Origin of the sequence: Nocardia sp. CA-084685 (assembly GCF_050955785.1) — a bacterium.
Taxonomy (GTDB): domain Bacteria; phylum Actinomycetota; class Actinomycetes; order Mycobacteriales; family Mycobacteriaceae; genus Nocardia.
Window position 1 is genome coordinate 3,432,790 of record NZ_CP192094.1, and the last position, 16,208, is coordinate 3,448,997.

Below are 16,208 nucleotides of genomic sequence, written 5' to 3' on the forward strand. Positions count from 1 at the left end.
GTGGATTCCTTTCGTCAGTCGTCGGCGAGGGTGACCTGGACGTCGATATTGCCGCGGGTCGCGTTCGAGTACGGGCACACCTGATGTGCCTTGTCGGCGATGGTCTGCGCCTCGTCGGGGGAAAGATGCGGCAGCGAGATCTCGAGGGTGACGGTCAACTCGAAGCCGCCCTCGTCGTTCGGGCCGATGCCGACCTTCGCGCCGACCGCGGAATCGTCGACATTCGCGCCTTCGCGCGTGCCGACCAGGCGCAGTGCACTGTGGAAGCAGGCCGCGTAACCCGCCGCGAAGAGCTGCTCCGGGTTGGTGCCAACGCCGCTGCCGCCCATTTCCTTCGGGATGTTCAGCGCGACGTCGACCTTGCCGTCGGAGGTGCGGGCGTGGCCGTTGCGTCCGTCGCCGGTCGCGAGGGCTTCGGCGGTGTACAGGACGGTCATGGCTGACTCTCTTTCGATCGAGGGTGGGATATCAGCGAATCGGCAAGTCGCCGAAGGGTTTCGCGCAGGGCAATGAATTCATCGGGCGTCAGCCCGCTGGCCTCGCCCATTTCCGTTGGTAGACAACGGGCTTCGGACCGCAGTTCGCGGCCGCGTTCGGTGAGTTGGATATCGACGCGACGTTCGTCGGCCGCTGCCCGGCGTCGTTCGACCAGGCCTGCCGCCGCCAACCGCTTGAGCAGTGGCGACAGCGTTCCGGAGTCGAGTAGCAGTACTTCGCAGAGGTCGCCGACGCTGCGACCGTCGCGTTCCCACAGTGCCAACATCACCAGGTACTGCGGGTAGGTGAGCCCGAGGCGTTCGAGCTTCGGGCGATAGACCGCCGTCATCGCCCGCGACGCGGCGTAGAGCCGAAAGCACAGCTGCTCGTCGAGAGTGAGGTGATCGGTCATGTCTACTACGGTAGTGGGCAATTAAATTGGGCACAACATAATTGCCTGTGCTTCACATCACAGCTCGGGCGCCGGTACTCAGCCAGCGACGCTGCCGCCGCCGATGCCGAGGTAGACGATCATCATGGTGAACAGGAACCAACCAGCGCCCTGCCAGATCGGCCAACTACGGCCGCGCCGCCACACGCGATACGTTTGCACGAATGCGCAGATGCCGCCGAGCATCAGCACCACGGTCGGACCGGTCAGGATCGCGGTTTTAGCGGCGGTGTCACACAGCATCGTCTCCGCGTCCGCGCAGGCCCGCCGTTGCGCCGCCCATATCGCGGTGACCACGAAGACGAGCGCGGCCACCCCGAGCACCGCCGCCACATAGATCGCCACCCGATGAAAGGTCGGCTCGTCCGCCGTCCACCGCTTCTCCAGATCGTTGACCATGATGATCACCTCATGAGGGGAGTTGCCGACCGGCGCCGACCCAAACGTCGGTCGATGTCAGTCCTTGCGGCCCATGCCCACCGAGGAAGTCCGATTGGTGCGCCATACTGCGGATCGCCGGAATATGGGTGGCTATCGCATCGCCGCGCCGCCCGCTCTGCCGGGTAATTGTCCTTTCCACTGAGCCAATAATCGTAAACACGAGCTTCATGAGCCACACTCGTGTCGATTTCGGTTGGCGCCTCGGTGGCGGCTTCGGCTCTGCAATCGGGCATGACGATCCCGCAATCGCCGATCGGCCGCAAGGTCGGCGGCCTGTTCCGGCGAATTTTCCGCGCTCAGGAAAGGCGCGACGAGCGCTCAGCACGCCGGGATTCGCGCGGCATCAGGCGATCGATTCCGGTGTGTCGGCCCCGCCGCATGATCTTGATGAGGTTGAATCTATGAGGTCAACGCGCTGTCAGCGGTCCATTGCGAAGTCTCTTCTTCTCCCAGCACCGGCATGCGACAAGGAGCATGAAAAGTGAGCATGATTCTCGCAGCGTTACACGATGTCGTGTTAGCCGAGATCAGTAATCCGGAACCGGAGGCGCCGCCGATGGCGGACAAACTGATGCAAATGGGCCGGTATTTCACCTGGATGATTCAGTTGTCCGGGGTTACCGCAATAACCTATGGCGGCGGCCGGTTCGCCTGGGAGAAATGGACCGGGGGCGGGTTGCAGTCGCCGAAGATGATTGCCAGTGCGATGGCCGGTGGTGCGGTCGCCACCAGTGCGGGCACGATCATGAATTCCGTGCTCTAGCGACCACATAGCATCCGTTCGAATCGAGCGCCCGCATGAATAGTCGTGCGGGCCTTCATCGACGCTGAGCGAGGGGATTCGATATGTCGCCGACCTCGGAATTGGAGCATCGGCTCGCGCTCAACGAAAATCCTTATGGCCCTTTGCCGTCCGTGCGTGCCGCGCTGCGGGGCGCACGGATAGTGCCGAACCGATATCCGGAGTACCTGCCGCGGCGGCTGCCGGCGATGATCGCCGAACGGCTCGGCCTGCCGCCTGAGCAGGTGGTGATCGGCGCGGGTGCCACCGGGGTGATCACATATATCCTGCGCGAGTTCGTCGCGCCCGGCGACAGCGTCGTGATGGCGACGCCGACCTTCGACGGCTATCCGCTGCTGACCGAGGCCATCAATGGTCGGGCAGTGCAGATTCCACTCACCGCGGACGGCCATCAGGATCTCGACGCCATGGCCGATGCCGTCGACGCCCACACGCGGGTGGTTGTGCTGTGCAGCCCGCACAATCCGACCGGCACCCGCATCGACCTGGTCGAACTCGAGGGTTTGCTCGATCGGATCGATCCGTCGGTCACCATCGTGCTCGACGAGGCGTACATCGAGTTCGTCGCGGTCGCGGATCGGGTGGCCACGACCGACCTGGTGGCGCGGAATCCGAATCTGGTTGTGACGCGCACCTTTTCGAAGGCATACGGGTTGGCGGCGCTGCGGGTCGGGTATGCGTTCGGCGCGGTTCCGGTAATCGCGAAAATTAGACGGTGGCAGCTGCCTTTCCGGGTCACGACGCTGGCTGAGGCCGGTGTGCGAGCATGTTATGACGCCGAGGCGGAATTGGCGGTGCGCACCGCGGCGATCGCCCATGAATGCGGTCGGCTCACCGAGGGATTGCGCGGACTGGGCTTCGCGGTGCCGACGAGCGCGGCGAATTTCGTGTACCTGAATTCCTGCGGTAATGCCGAAATCGACCGGCTTCGCGCGGCTTTCGTGCGCGACGGAATCCAGGTCAAGCATTGCGGCACGGGTATCAGGATCACCGTCGGCAATGCCGTGGCGACAGATGCGGTGCTTGCCGCGTCGCGCTGAACTCCGGTGGGGCTCCGAGGTCACCCGAGCTGGGGACTTTCGCCCAATGACGGACATTCGGTCGCGGACCATAGTGGCACTCGTAAAAATCCGAAACTACCGATGTTCGTCACCTACCTAGTCGGTGACTATGAGTGGCGTCAACTCGGTGAGAGGGAGTCGCTGCCTATCGGTTTGTCTGCCGCACTCGCCATTGTTGTTCTACTGTGCCAGGGCTCGGCTGGTCGGTGGTTCAAAAGCCGTGCGCAGTCCAGCGTTAACGGTACGAATAGCGCAGGCGCACGTTCGGCGGGACATGACTGGCCTGTCAGAGCCCCAGGGAGAGGGATGGCAGCTCGGATGGTGACAAGTCCGATTCCACACCACCAATCGCCGGTCGATCCCGACGATCGACGGGTGGCATTGTTCAGTCCGGAATTCGCCGCGAATCCACACCCTTTCTACCGAGAGATGCGTCGACGCTACGGCGCGCTGGTACCGGTCTATCTTGCCCCAGGGGTGCCCGCCACCCTGGTGATCGGTTATCGCGCCGCAATACGAATCCTGCACGATCCCGAACACTTTCCGGCCGATCCGCGGGCTTGGCAGCAAACTGTCCCGGCCGATTGCCCGGTGCTCCCAGTCCTGGAATGGCGTCCGAATGCTTTGCGCAGCAGCGGAATCGAGCATGCACGCTACCGACAGGCGAATACCGCGAGCATCGGCGAGGTCGATCTACACGCGCTGCACGCCACGGTAGAGAGTCTCGCCGCCCCACTGATCGATGCTATGCCCGAGGCTGGCACGGTCGATCTGGTAGACGAGTACGCCTTCCCGCTCGCTTTCGCGGTCGTCAACGCCATGATCGGCTGTCCACCTCGGATCGGGGAGGAGGTTGCGGCCGGAATCGCGGCGCTGTTCGACGGTATCGACGCCGACCAGGGCAACGTCCTGCTCGCCGAGGCGCTGGCGCGGTTGATCGCGCTCAAACGAGCCGAACCTGGTGACGACATCGCCACCCGACTGATCCATCACCCGAGCAACCTCGACGATATGGAATTGATCCACCAACTCGTCGTTCTCTACGGCGCGGGGATCGAGCCGCAACAGAATTTGATCGTCAACACCTTGCTGCTGATGCTCACCGATGACCGATTCGGCGGCGACATACTCAGCGGGAGCCTATCGACCCGCGATGCGCTCGACGAGGTCTTGTTCACCGATCCCCCGATGGCGAACTTCTGCGTCACCTACCCGCGTCAGCCGGTTCTGATCGACGATGTCTGGCTTCCGGCACATCAACCGGTCGTCGTCAGCATGGCCGGCTGCAACAACGATCCGGCTATCAGCGCCGGTGAACACACCGGCAACCGCTCGCATTTGGCGTGGAGCACCGGACCGCACGCCTGCCCGGCCCGCACCGCGGCATACCTGATCGCGCAAGACGCCATCGACCAGCTCCTGGACGCCCTGCCGGGTATGCGGCTGGCGGTTCCCGCCGAGAAACTGACCTGGCGACCCGGTCCCTTCCACCGGGCCTTGACCGCCCTCCCGGTCGTCCTTTCCTAGCTGCCGAGCGGGGCGATCTGCGGCGACGATCGGGCCCCACCTCGCTTGGTCGCAGTCGCGACGAAATGTTCGAGTTCGTTACGCTGATCGACGAATGGCAGGTCCGTGCGGCACCGGCCGCACCGCGATGGTGCTGCGGGTACGGAGTTCGATGGCTATCCGGGCCTTGCCGGCCGCGTCGGCGGTCACTTCTCCTTCCACCGCACCGTGGATCAGATACTGACCTCGGGGGGTGAGTTGATCCAGTACTAGTGCGAATCGGCCCGGTCCGAGACCGGGATACAGGACCGCGTCCAGCCCGTAGCCGTCGGAGACCGCCTTGGCCACAAGGATATTCGGATGCGGCATATCGAAGATCCGAGGCCCTGCGTTCCATTGCGGTGGCCGGGGCCGTGACATCATGTCGGTGAGGGCGTAGGTGCGGCCGAGCCCGCCGAGCCCCAGCATTCCGTTGGCATGTAGTGAGGCCGCGTCGAAGCTCCAGACCCCTGGTTGTCGAGCATATTCGCCGAACCTCAGCTGCTCGGTCGCCGCTGCCCAGAGTTCGGCGCACCAATCGGATTCTCCGCATTCCTGTGCGAGCAGCATTGCCGCTGCGAATGATTCGGCGTTGGTCGCCGCCTGCGAGCCCCAGTCCGCGACGATCGGGGATTCGGATCCGCCGGTGCCGAGGTGCCGGAACCGGTCGGTGGTCAGCCATTCGCACAGCAGTATTTCCCATGCGCGCCAGGCGAGGTCGGGCAGTAGCGGTGCGACGAAAGCCGCGACCGACGCGGTGGTTGCCGGTCCTCGGAATGCCCGTGCGGTGAAGCCGAGTCCGGAGGCGATGAAGGAGACGATATCGCCATCGGCGGCGGTGAACTCGCTATCGAGGCCGCGTTGGAAGCGGCGACTGATGTCGGCGGCATGGTTGGTCCCGACCAGTGCGTCGAGTATCGCCACGCCCGCCGCGCTCACCGCATTGCAATATGGAAAGACGAGGCCGTGCCTGCGGCGGCGGCCGACCGGCAGCGGTTCGCACGGCCACAGGCCGAGTTCACCGCCGAAGTTCCGGATCACGATGTCGTTGATCGCAGGGTGGTCGTAGGCGAATTCCTCGGTGGGGGACCAAGAGAAGGTCAGCGAGCCGGGTGTGTCGAAGCGACGGTCACCGGTCGCCTGCCGGAACATGGCGAGTTGCAGGTTGAGGTAGCCGGTGAACATGATGTTCTGTGGCACGTCGATCGGATCCGCGCGCCGCGCGCGAAAGTCCCAATTGCCCAAGAGATTCTGGTGGTACCAGTATCCCCAGACCGCTTGGTCCTGCATGCGTGTGAGGACGGCGAGTTGTGCGCGGTGCAGTGGTCCGCGCAAAGCGGGGGAATGCGAGTATCCGTACATCGCCAGTGCCCAGCCGATGGCATTGAGCTGATACCGGTACTGCTGCAACGGGCCCGCACCCTCGGCGTCGAAACCGTCCCAGTCGTCGAGCGGCTGCGCGGCGATGCTCATCAGATATCGCAGCAATCGCAGCTGATCGACACCGGCCTCGGTCACCTCGGGCGTACCCAGGCGATGGTCGAGCGGCACCGGATTCGTCCGCGCCGAGCCTCGCCGCCCGGCCAAATAGTTTTCCCGTTCGATCCCGAGCCGACGGGCGGCACCATGCCGGACGCGCTCACGAATCAACCCGAATGCCGAAAGCCCCACCGCGACAACGGGAGCACCCCACCACACCCATGTCATCGGTCCCGGCATGTCGCCGTGCACCTGCGTCAATGCTGCAGAGACCGCGGCGGCGAAAAGCACGATCGCCGGCAGGGTCACATAATCCGACCGCGCCACCGAACGGAAGGCAAATGCCCAACTCGCGGCGGCCAGTACGCCGATGAAGGCGGCAATATGACCGGCCACCACGACAAACGTCGGCACGGCCACGACCGCTATTGCGACCAGCGGTGCGACCGCTCCAGCGACCAGCAGACCGCGGCCACGGCGCACCGCCGCACTAGCGAGAGCGACCTCGGCCCAGAGCACCACGGCGTGGCCGACGACAACCTCGGTAGCGAAGGTGTGGTCGAGCGGCGGCATCGCGTACAACAGACCGGCGCCCGGAATGACGAGTCCGGTGCCGAAGGCCCGCCACGCATCCGACAGCCCGAGAGCTTGCGGAAGGACCGCCGCGGCGGTCCAGACCAGCGAGGTGAGTACAAGAGTGCGCCGCAACCATCGGGAGGTCGCGGGTCCGCGCAGGCGAATATTCGACGCGGACTCCTGAACCGGTGCAGCTGTGCTCATGTCGACTCCTGTGATGTGCGCGCCGCCGCTGGCCGGGTGGGCACGAAAAGGGCTGTCGTATGCGATGGTTCGACGAGATGACCGGAGACGGCGATTTCGAGTGGATGACGATTCGGCCGCCGGCCCTGGCGACGGGCTCGAAAGGCGCGGTGGATACGCACACCACGCGGCCCGAACACCAGGAGTCCGGCGAGCAGCGCACAGCACACCAATGCTCTTCACACCTCTCCATTCCGGTCTGTCGAACTCCAGAATGGGACCATAAGTAGGTCTACGGCATCGGTGATCGCTGTACGAACCTGCGCCACCTGTTTTGTCACGACGAAGTGGATGCGATCGAGGTGTCGTCGGGGTCGTGGTAGCAACGTTGGATCGTTTTTCGTGCTGCGAGTGGCACTTTCGGGTGTTTGCCCTTGAGCCGGTCTTTCGCGCGGGCCTTGGCCATGCCTTCGCGGGCGGGCGGCTCTATTGCGCGAAGGATTCGCGCATCTCACCGGAAATGGGCCGAGCGATGTATCCGCGGCTGAACGAGACGGCCCCGGGTTCGCGATTCCGTCTACCCGGGGCGGGTGTTCGTCTCCGACCCGGCGGCTGCGGCTCGGCAGTGACGAGTCGACCGTCGGTTGATCCCCAAGCCGGGCGAGCAGGTGCTGCTCGCCCGGTTGGGCGGATTATCAGCGCGCGGACCCGCTTTCGATCAACTCACGGATGAAGCAGAGCGGGCAGATGGGGTCGAACGGCGCGGTGATCTGGGTCGAGGCGGTGGTCGATGGTGCCACCGGGAGGCCGTTCGGCGCGGCCGCGGCGAGCGCGGGCTGCAGTACGAGAGCGGCAGCAAGCGCGCCGCCGGCAATGACATTCAGCATAGGACGGTACAAGAGATCCTCCTCGTTGATGAAATGAAGCGTGAAAGTAACAAGGCCCGTCGCTGCGGTCATGGCCCCAATTTTAGGATGACGATTCGGCCGCCGGCCCTGGCGGCGGGCTCCAAAGGCGCGGTGGAGACGCACACCATGCTCTTCACGTCTGAAATGGATTGCGTAGGTAGCGACTGCTGGTAGGTAATTGCCGAGAATTATCTACCTATGTGCATTCCCTATTGAACCGGTCGGTGCGTCCCGAGTAGCTTGTTGCCCATCGAGATCAGCTCGCCCTATCAGGCACTTCGTACTGTGCTTGAGCCGAGGCCAATGAGGTCGGGTAATGAAAATTTGTGATGTCCTCAATTCGACAATCTGTCGGTTGCGGTGAAAACGCCGCCGGACCGGTCGGTGCGCGAGGTTGCGATAATCGGCACCGGAATGATCGGAACATCTATCGCACTCGCCCTGCGTAAGCAGGGAATTCTGACGTATTTGTGCGATCGGGATCCGTATACGGTCGCCATGGCAGCGGCGCGGCGAGCGGGAGTCGTCGGTCTGCCCGCGGCGCCGGTCGATATCGCGGTGTTGGCCGTGCCGTCGAGTGATATCGCGACAGTGCTCGCCGAATGTCAGGTCAAATCGCTCGCACATTTCTATACCGATGTCGGCAGCGTCAAAGTGGCTCCTACGGCTGATGCCGAGATGATCGGCTGCGATGTGGAGAACTATGTCGGTGGCCATCCATTGGCCGGTCGTACGCGTTCGGGTCCGCTCGCCGCATCAGCTGATGTGTTCCGAGATCGACCGTGGGCCCTCACACCGGTTGCGGATACGAGTCCGGCCGCGATCGACGCCGTCGTCGAGTTGGTCGGCCTGACCGGTGCACACCCGGTCATGATGACACCGTCCGAGCATGATCGGGCCGTTGCCCGGATCTCGCATGTGCCGCATCTGGTCGCGTCGGCATTGGCGGCGAGCATTCGAGGCGCCGACGATGCGGTGTTGCGGTTGTGCGGCAGCGGGATTCGGGATGTCATGCGATTCGCCGCGGATGAGGCGCCGCTGTCGACGGATATCTTGCGAGCCAATGCGATCGAGGTATCGAAAGTGCTGGCCGAAATCGCCACCGAATTGAACACTATGGCCGGTTCGATGCGGGAGTTGAGCGCGCGGCCGAGTTGTGGGCACACTGATTCGGCTACCGATGTCTTCGCTGCTGGGGGCGACGGGCGGCCGCCTGGGCGACCTTCTCCCGTGCATCGCTGGGAACGAGGGTGATGATATCGGCTCGCGAGTTGATCATCAGCTTGCTGAAGATCGATGCGATCTGTGCGTCGACCGTCTTGAACGAGCTGCCACGACTTGCCGCGATCGCCGTGTTGGTCCAGCCTGCCGCGGCGAATACAGCCACTTCGCGTTCGGCGGCCGACAACTCGCTCCATTTGGATGGTCGGTGTCGACGGATCGGGTGGTCGAGTGCCAGCTTGTTCAACGACAGAGTGCCGAGCGCCAGCCGAGCCACTTCGTCGAATTCGGTTCGAAGTATCGCTCCTTCGTGTGTGGCGGCTGCGAAGGCCTTGTGTCCGAGCACATCTCGGGCTACCGCAATCGCCTTATCGGTTTCGGTGGCGAACGGTCCGAGGTTGGCGATGTTCACGCCGAGTTGCTGCCGTACCGTGCCGGCACCGCCGACGAGATTAGCGATCTCCGTCGCCAAGCAGAGCACTGAATCGGGCTGTGCGCCATGGTCGACGCGTGCGTCGGCGACCAAGCGTGCCAGTGTCCACGTCCGGATATGGACCGCCCAGATCGCTCCCCACTGGTCCCGCATGGACAGTTGACTCCTCAGCGCGGTACGCCCGACGGCCAATGCCTCATGTGGATCACCGTGCTTGGTCAGTGCTATCGCCCAGGCCAATTCGGCCCAGGACTGTGCCCATCCGGCACCCGATCGCGTGGCACGGTCGAGGTAGCGCTGTGCGATCTCCAATGCCTGTGCCGCGGTGCCGAGCAGTCCGGCCGCCAGGGCCTGGAACAATTCGCTCATGGCGGCACCGCCCTCATCGCCATCCGCGCGGAACCGCTCGCGCGCACGTGCCAGGACCACAATCGAGCGCGGATCATCCGCGAAGAGCAGTTCGGTACCCCAGGCGAAGTCGACAGGAGCCGGCAGACCGAGATCGGCCATCGGATCGTCTCGCCAATTCGATCTCGCTGCCGCATCCGGGACGCAGGCGGCGACGCATTCATCGAGCATCTGGGCGGCCTCGTCGTGCACGCCCTGACACGAGGTCAACCATGCGGTCAGCGCCATCGAGGCGGTCTGCAGTGCAATGGGCTGGGGATCGAGACCGCGGGTCGCTTCCAGTGTGCGCATTGCCCAGCGGCGGGACTCGCGCAGGGAACCCAGGAAGAATGGAAGACGCAGGGCGATCAACCCGGTCGCGATCTCCAATCCGATCGCGGACTCCCCGGGCGTGGCGAGGCTGCTGTCCATCGCGGTGAGCAGGTTGTCCCACGCCGCACGAGCCCAGTCCAACAACTCTTGTTCGGCCGGGCCGAACCAATCGGCTCCAGCGCGGACGGCCTTGTCCCGGTAGTACCGTCGGTGCCTGCCGGCCAACCGTTGCCACTCCGCCCCCGCCGATCGCTCGTGCAGCCGCTGCTGCGCGAAGACTCGCAAGCTTTCCAGCAGTGAATACCGGACTGAATCAGGTGTCAGGTGCACCGTGACGAGCGATTGGTCCACGAGACGTTCGAGCAAACCCTCGATCTCGTCGCGGGCGATGCCAGCGCCGTCGTCGTCGGCGCATACCGCCTCGATCGCTTCGAGTTCGGCCCCCACATCGCGCCTTGACGTGCCGTGATCGTCGTCCGTATTGCTGTCGTAACCGGCGGCGAAGACCGACATACGCTCGAAAAGCAGGCGCTCGTCGTCCTGGCAGAGGTCGTAGGACCAGGCGATGACATCGTGGATGCGCCAATGTCTTTCGTCTGCGCCTACCCGTGGGCCATGCGACCAGCGCAGCCGTCGGTCGCCGTCCTCGCCGCTGAGATCACGCAGGATCATCGGCAACGGTTGCCGCGTCAGCCGGGCGGCGGCCAGCCTGATGTAGAGGGGATGGTTGTGCACATGCCAGCAGATCGAACCGGCGAGCGCGGCGTCGTCATCACCCGCAATAGGGTGACCGGTCAACTCCGCTCGGGCGCGGAACAAAGCGAGCGCCTGTTCGCGTGACAGTGCCGGGACCGGCACCAATTGCTCGTCGACCCAGCCGATGGCCTCGCGGCTGGTGGCCAGTACGGTCAGTCCGGGCACCGCGTCCAGCAACGCCGCAATCGCCTGTCCGGCACCGTCGAGTACGTGCTCGCAGTTGTCCATCACCAGAATGGCCTGCGGATTGCGGCTGGTGCCCTCGGTCTTGGTCAACTTATCGATCAAGGCATCCCAGGTCGACCGGTTCGAGAAGTCCATGTCGATGATCGAGTGAGCGAGCTCGTCCTCGACCGCCGTCGCATCCGAGCCCGCGGGGAGTCGGGCCAGCCGGACCCAGTGAATCGGCACCCGCCGCGCTTTGTGATAGCGGTGGACGGCTTCGGTCGCGAGCCGGGTTTTGCCGATGCCGCCCGCGCCGATCAAGGTAATCAGTCGCGTCGAAGACAGAAATAGGGTTGCGATTTTTTCCAGCTCTCGTTCTCGTCCGACGAAATCACTGGCCGCTGTTGGAAGAGAACCGCTACCGAAGGGGCGTTGCGCTGACACATCGAGCAGAGTAGCCGGTCGGTCCGACACGCTGCCAACGAAATCTCGTGAATCCACCGATCTGCGGATGTGCGATATCTACCTATCAGTTGATGATTGTGACACCACAGGGTGAGTCGAAGTTGTGGGATTCGGTATGCCGCGAGCAAATATTATAGGTGGGGATCATATCCGCGAGAGTTGACGACGTTCGAAAAAGTGCGTGCTGGCCGTAGTCTTCGCTATGTTCGCATCATCGGTCCGGTCACGATCGCATGGCCCGACCCGGCGGGCGGATCGCCGGCTGATCAGAGATTGGGCTGATCGAATGTAGAAGATTCTCCCGGTGTCGAACTCTCCGAGTACTTCTATGTCATCGATACGGTCGATATTCCGCACCGAGCGTAAATCTTATCTAGGCGCTGATAGATACGGAATTCAGCGACTACCTGGCTCAACGGTAATAGCGATCCAGAGTTCCAGCACTGCTGAACGGTTCATCATGCCGCACCTCGACCAGTAGTCGTGATTCACCCCGCAGGGTACTGATGTGGGACCACTACCTAACTGCGGAGTCTCACAGGGAGGCACTTCGTTCTTGCACATCGTCGAACTGTATGAGCGGAGCGGCAGAAAGGCCTTTCTGCGTTCACCCGGTGCAACGTCAACCCCTGCCCGGTGCATCGCGTGGCACCCCCAAACGGTTGGTGCGCCCCTCCCCTTCGGGCGCACCATCCTTCCCGCCCGAGCCGTTGATGTGATCAACCTAGCCTGATCATCCGCCGTCCCCCGCCCGGTTTCGCCTGTCCAGCCAGTCGCGCTGCGCAGGGCGAGGTCGACCCGCGGCGGCTCGTCGACAGTGCGAGCGGCGAGATGAAGAATCTGGCCGGTTTCAATCCGCCCGGCGACGGCGCCGTCGCCACGGTGGCCGGATGCCCGCCGTACCGCGCCGCGGGAACCTACAGCCTTTAGACCAGGGGCGGACCGCTTATCACATACCGATGCTTCAGGCCTACCTATACGCCAATACTTGCGAGTCTATTAGGACGCAACCGGGGAGCGTGGTGTGAGTCGATCGTTGGGGGTCGAATTCGGCTGCCGCACACTCAGGCGCCGCATCCGGGCATCCCTGGGCTACGGTCACGTCGCGGTCGGGAGTGGAGTGGCGACCAGGTGGATGGGGGCATTGTTGTTGCCGTGTAATGGTTTTCGATCGTGGAGTCAGGTGAAGAACAGCGGAAGATATCGGTCCGGGACGCCATATCGAGTCCGCACCTTCATGCTGGAGCGGGACCGGAGTCGACCGCCTATCCGGCCGCGGCGCGCGTCGATGCGTTCGGCTGGTGTACCTGCGTGGTTCCGTGCGGTCAGGTCACCATTTTTGGTTGCATCTTCGACATCGCCGAGCACGGTGGCGTGTGGGAATTCGACCTCGTGGGGAGACGTCATGACCACGTCGCAGCTGTTGTCCGAGCTGCTCGCACCGATTGAGGCCGTCGAACCGTGCTGGTGACGATCGTTTTTAGTCGAAGGGGATTGCCTATGGACTGTGCGTGGACCGCCCGCCGCACCGGCTCCCCGCCGCACCGGTCCTGCCTGACCTCGAGTTCAGGGGGCTAGCGTGTCCGGGCGCGGTGATGCCGAGGCACTGGAGATCGCGCGCGGGCTGTCCGAATTCGCCCCGGCCGGATGGCGGCGGCTGGAAGCCTGGTTCGCGGTGACCGTCGTCGATGAGTCGGCACTGCTGCTGGCCGACGACGGCACACGCTCGGTTCGATGCAAGGTGCCCGACGCGGTGTGGGATGCGGTGCGTCGACACCGCGACGAGTCGGCTCGGTCCGACGACGGACCGTGGTGGCGATTGCTGGTGCGGGTGGATGCCGACGGCGTCGAGGCCTTGCCCGACTATGGTGCGGAGCCCTTCCCCGGCGAGCAGTTGTTCGCGCCCGAGGCGTATCGCGCCGACCTGGAAATCTATCCTCGAGCTCGGCTGCCGGTGTGGTTGGCGGCCTACGTCGGGCGAGCCGAATTGCCGTCGCGACCGCCACGGCAGGCCGCGGACCAGACGCGGGCGGACCGCCGCGCCGGGGTGCGGGCGGTGCCGGTGGAGGACGAGTTGCCGGATCTCGCCGCGTTGTGGGCCCGGTGGGCGGTGTTGGCGGCGGCCTTTACGGCGGCCGGATCGCGACGGGGGCCACGGATCGGGCCGTCGACCGGTGTGTTCGAAAGTGCGGCACGCAGCGGTTCGACGCTCAACCTGCTGCCCGGCGACCGGGCGGTGTTGTCGGGCGGTGTCTGGAACGCGCCGGTCCTGGATGCCGTCTACAACTCCGGTGCCGCAGCTCCGAAATTCTTTGCCGGCGCACCGGTTTGGGTCGCGGACCCGGTGCTCAATCCGCGCGCGGCGGCCGGTTTGCTGACGTTCTGCTACTGGTGGGAGGCGGGTCGATGGTATCGAGGTGAGTCGGCACCGATGGCGCAGTGCGCACCGGCCATGCCCGCGGTATGGACCGTCGACACCGTGGCGGGCATCATTGGCAGCCTGGTGGGCGATCGAGTGGGCGACGTGCCGAAAACCGCCGCGGCGTTGGTATTCGCCGCCCAGTCGGGCTCGGTGACCAGGGCGCGAATTATGGACGTCTTCGGTCACGACGACCGGGTCGATATCGACGGCGCGCTGTTCCAATTCCTGGTCGCCGGTCTGGCCGCGGACAACGCGGACGGGATGTCCGAGGCCGATGCCGTCGACCTCGTTCGCGGTCACATTCACCGGCATGGCTACGACACGACGGGGTATCCGCTGTCCACGTTGCGGGCCGAACGCATCGACGTGGGCTGGGTGGTGCGGTCACCGATGCCCGACGGCGAAATCGCCTTGGACCGTGCGGTTTTCTACGTCGCCGACGACGGTGTGGTGGAACGGTCGACATCGTCGGTGCCGCGTTCGGAGTTCGTGGCCGCCTTCGAGCGACGATTCCGGCTGCGCCGGGCCGCACCGGGGGCGATGTGAACGACAGAGTGCAGCTGGACCCGGACAGTCTGCGACGCGACAGCGCACGGCTGGCCGAACTCGGCGACCAGGTCGCGCGGACCTACGCCGGACTGCGAGACTCCCTGGCGAATGCGAACGGGTGCTGGGGCGATGACGATCTCGGCGAGGCCTTCGCCAAGAATTTCACGCCACAGGCCGATGAGTTGCTGCGGGATTTGCAAGCGATGGAGGAAAGCCTGCGCGGGACCGCTCAGCACGCGGCCGCCGCCGCGCACGACTTCGAGGCCCAGGATCTCGACGGTGCCGCTCAGATCGGGCGAGCTGGCGACGAGGCGTATCGTCCGGACCAGAACTATGGGACGGGTGTGCGACCGTCCTCGGCCATCCCATCCGCTGGGAGCGCAGAACCCGCGACCACCTCTCTCGGGCCCGGCGCCGGAACTGTGAGCAATACCCCTGCCGGACAGCCGATCTCGAACCGCACCCCCACCGAACAGCAAGCGTCCGGCACGCCTCGGGGATCTTCCGGGAAACCGTCGACGTCGCGGAACAGCCCGCAGTCGTCGAATCCTCCGGCCGGAACTTCGGACCCGCAGGGTGGCTCGAAGTCCGCTGGGAATCCGAGCCGCCGGCCCCCATCCTCACCGGTGTCGCCGCCGGTCGGCGCCGGACGGGATGCGCCACGCAACCCGAGCGCGACATCGCCCAGGCCCGGGACGACGCCGGGGCGAAAATCCGCTCCCAGGACCGGCGGCAGAAGAGAAACGCCGTGGACCGGACCACCACCCAAGAGCGGGTCCGCGCCTTCCACCCCGAATTCGTCCAATCCCCGGCCCGGCTCCCCGCCGCGCTCCCCGAAGAGCGCCGAGCCGCGCAAGCGTGATCGAGGCCGCGATACGGAAAAACCGGCCGGCAAGCCCGGCGTCTCGCCCATATTCGCCTGGCTCGCACGGACTTTGGCCCACCGGCACCACGTCACGGTCATCGGTTTCGACCTGCCCGACCTGCAGGAGACGCCCGTGCGTGAGTTCGCGGCGGCGGTCGATCGGGTGCTCACCGAGTACCCGATGATCGAACTCGACGTCGTCGCGGTGGGGGACCTGGGCGAGGACGCCGGCGGAGTGCGGTGGCGCCGTGACGTGCGTGACTCGGCCACGGTCCGGTCGATCACGCTCGATCAGCGAGTCGTCTACGAACCGAGCCCTGGCCTCGGAACGCCGGAAACCGAAGCAGGACCCAATGATTCGGCTGTCGGCTCGGCGACGGTACGAGAACTCGGTCTCGCCTTGAACCACGCCGGCGGCGGTGTCGCCCGGGAGGTCGCTCAGCGCGCCCTGATCGCCGAGTACATGCGGGTGGTGGCGGGACGGTACACGACACTGGGTGAGCTGCTGCGCGGTTTCCGGCACTGGCGGGCCGAGTTGAAGGGGGCCACCGGTGCGGCGGGTGGCTTCGAAGTGGATCGGGCACTGGGTATCGCGTTCGCCGATGTCGTGCTGCACGGCGAGCGGGCGAGCGCTGCGGCGAAGATACTGCACGCGGTGCTGGTCGACGCGGCCCCGCCGCCGGGATAGG

15 protein-coding genes and 1 pseudogene are annotated in these 16,208 nt (G+C 64.9%); 8 read left to right on the forward strand and 8 right to left on the reverse strand.

Features of this window, described 5'->3' with window-relative positions; all coding sequences use genetic code 11:
* Positions 1 to 14: 14 nt before the first annotated feature.
* The 4 genes from ACQP2U_RS15765 to ACQP2U_RS15780 form a co-directional block, all read right to left on the reverse strand.
* Positions 15 to 437 carry an organic hydroperoxide resistance protein gene (locus ACQP2U_RS15765; RefSeq protein ID WP_433715342.1) on the reverse strand — a complete coding sequence of 141 codons (423 nt, stop codon included), beginning with the start codon at positions 435 to 437 and terminating at the stop codon, positions 15 to 17.
* A complete protein-coding gene (locus ACQP2U_RS15770) occupies positions 434 to 889 on the reverse strand; it encodes a MarR family winged helix-turn-helix transcriptional regulator (RefSeq protein WP_433715343.1) in 456 nt (151 codons plus the stop codon). Before ACQP2U_RS15770 ends, ACQP2U_RS15765 begins: the two co-directional genes overlap by 4 nt.
* A 78-nt stretch (positions 890 to 967) precedes the next feature.
* The gene (locus ACQP2U_RS15775) at positions 968 to 1,327 is read right to left on the reverse strand and encodes a hypothetical protein (protein ID WP_397038949.1); all 360 of its coding nucleotides are present in this window, start codon (positions 1,325 to 1,327) and stop codon (positions 968 to 970) included.
* Between the two features lie 5 nt (positions 1,328 to 1,332).
* Positions 1,333 to 1,602, reverse strand: a complete 270-nt coding sequence (locus ACQP2U_RS15780; RefSeq protein ID WP_433716478.1) for an SAM-dependent methyltransferase — start codon at positions 1,600 to 1,602, stop codon at positions 1,333 to 1,335.
* Between the two features lie 254 nt (positions 1,603 to 1,856).
* Here ACQP2U_RS15780 and ACQP2U_RS15785 point away from each other — a divergent pair, with 254 nt between their 5' ends.
* The 4 genes and pseudogenes from ACQP2U_RS15785 to ACQP2U_RS15800 all read left to right on the forward strand — a co-directional run bounded on the left by ACQP2U_RS15785 (position 1,857) and on the right by ACQP2U_RS15800 (position 4,759).
* Positions 1,857 to 2,132: a hypothetical protein gene (locus ACQP2U_RS15785; protein ID WP_397039041.1), complete on the forward strand. Its 276-nt coding sequence runs from the start codon at positions 1,857 to 1,859 to the stop codon at positions 2,130 to 2,132.
* Between the two features lie 83 nt (positions 2,133 to 2,215).
* Positions 2,216 to 3,211, forward strand: a complete 996-nt coding sequence (locus ACQP2U_RS15790; RefSeq protein ID WP_433715344.1) for a pyridoxal phosphate-dependent aminotransferase — start codon at positions 2,216 to 2,218, stop codon at positions 3,209 to 3,211.
* A pseudogene (locus ACQP2U_RS15795) lies at positions 3,175 to 3,261 on the forward strand (hypothetical protein); the annotation flags it as partial. The gene ACQP2U_RS15790 and the pseudogene ACQP2U_RS15795, both read left to right, overlap by 37 nt.
* A gap of 289 nt (positions 3,262 to 3,550) precedes the next feature.
* Positions 3,551 to 4,759: a cytochrome P450 gene (locus ACQP2U_RS15800; protein ID WP_433715345.1), complete on the forward strand. Its 1,209-nt coding sequence runs from the start codon at positions 3,551 to 3,553 to the stop codon at positions 4,757 to 4,759.
* Positions 4,760 to 4,837: 78 nt separating this feature from the next.
* Here ACQP2U_RS15800 and ACQP2U_RS15805 read toward each other — a convergent pair whose 3' ends face one another.
* Together ACQP2U_RS15805 and ACQP2U_RS15810 are read right to left on the reverse strand one after the other, a co-directional pair.
* Positions 4,838 to 7,036 (reverse strand): hypothetical protein, encoded by a 2,199-nt coding sequence (locus ACQP2U_RS15805; protein ID WP_433715346.1) that lies wholly within the window; start codon positions 7,034 to 7,036, stop codon positions 4,838 to 4,840.
* Between the two features lie 674 nt (positions 7,037 to 7,710).
* Positions 7,711 to 7,974 (reverse strand): hypothetical protein, encoded by a 264-nt coding sequence (locus ACQP2U_RS15810; RefSeq protein WP_433715347.1) that lies wholly within the window; start codon positions 7,972 to 7,974, stop codon positions 7,711 to 7,713.
* 333 nt (positions 7,975 to 8,307) lie between these two features.
* Here ACQP2U_RS15810 and ACQP2U_RS15815 point away from each other — a divergent pair, with 333 nt between their 5' ends.
* Positions 8,308 to 9,177, forward strand: coding sequence for a prephenate dehydrogenase (locus ACQP2U_RS15815; protein ID WP_433716479.1), 870 nt, complete (start codon positions 8,308 to 8,310; stop codon positions 9,175 to 9,177).
* Here the strand turns inward: ACQP2U_RS15815 and ACQP2U_RS15820 are convergent.
* Positions 9,098 to 11,662, reverse strand: coding sequence for a helix-turn-helix transcriptional regulator (locus tag ACQP2U_RS15820; protein WP_433715348.1), 2,565 nt, complete (start codon positions 11,660 to 11,662; stop codon positions 9,098 to 9,100). The two genes, ACQP2U_RS15815 and ACQP2U_RS15820, sit on opposite strands and share 80 nt — an antisense overlap.
* A 756-nt stretch (positions 11,663 to 12,418) precedes the next feature.
* On the opposite strand from ACQP2U_RS15820, the gene ACQP2U_RS15825 reads away from it, so the two are divergent.
* Positions 12,419 to 12,613, forward strand: coding sequence for an LpqN/LpqT family lipoprotein (locus ACQP2U_RS15825; RefSeq protein ID WP_433716480.1), 195 nt, complete (start codon positions 12,419 to 12,421; stop codon positions 12,611 to 12,613).
* 249 nt (positions 12,614 to 12,862) lie between these two features.
* On the opposite strand, the gene ACQP2U_RS15830 is transcribed toward ACQP2U_RS15825, so the two are convergent.
* Positions 12,863 to 13,090 carry a hypothetical protein gene (locus tag ACQP2U_RS15830; protein ID WP_433715349.1) on the reverse strand — a complete coding sequence of 76 codons (228 nt, stop codon included), beginning with the start codon at positions 13,088 to 13,090 and terminating at the stop codon, positions 12,863 to 12,865.
* Positions 13,091 to 13,262: 172 nt separating this feature from the next.
* Here ACQP2U_RS15830 and ACQP2U_RS15835 point away from each other — a divergent pair, with 172 nt between their 5' ends.
* On the forward strand, positions 13,263 to 14,651 hold the full coding sequence (locus tag ACQP2U_RS15835; RefSeq protein ID WP_433715350.1) for a hypothetical protein: 1,389 nt from the start codon (positions 13,263 to 13,265) through the stop codon (positions 14,649 to 14,651).
* Positions 14,648 to 16,207: a hypothetical protein gene (locus tag ACQP2U_RS15840; RefSeq protein ID WP_433715351.1), complete on the forward strand. Its 1,560-nt coding sequence runs from the start codon at positions 14,648 to 14,650 to the stop codon at positions 16,205 to 16,207. The genes ACQP2U_RS15835 and ACQP2U_RS15840 overlap by 4 nt, the downstream gene beginning before the upstream one ends.
* The last annotated feature ends 1 nt before the right edge of the window (position 16,208 follow it).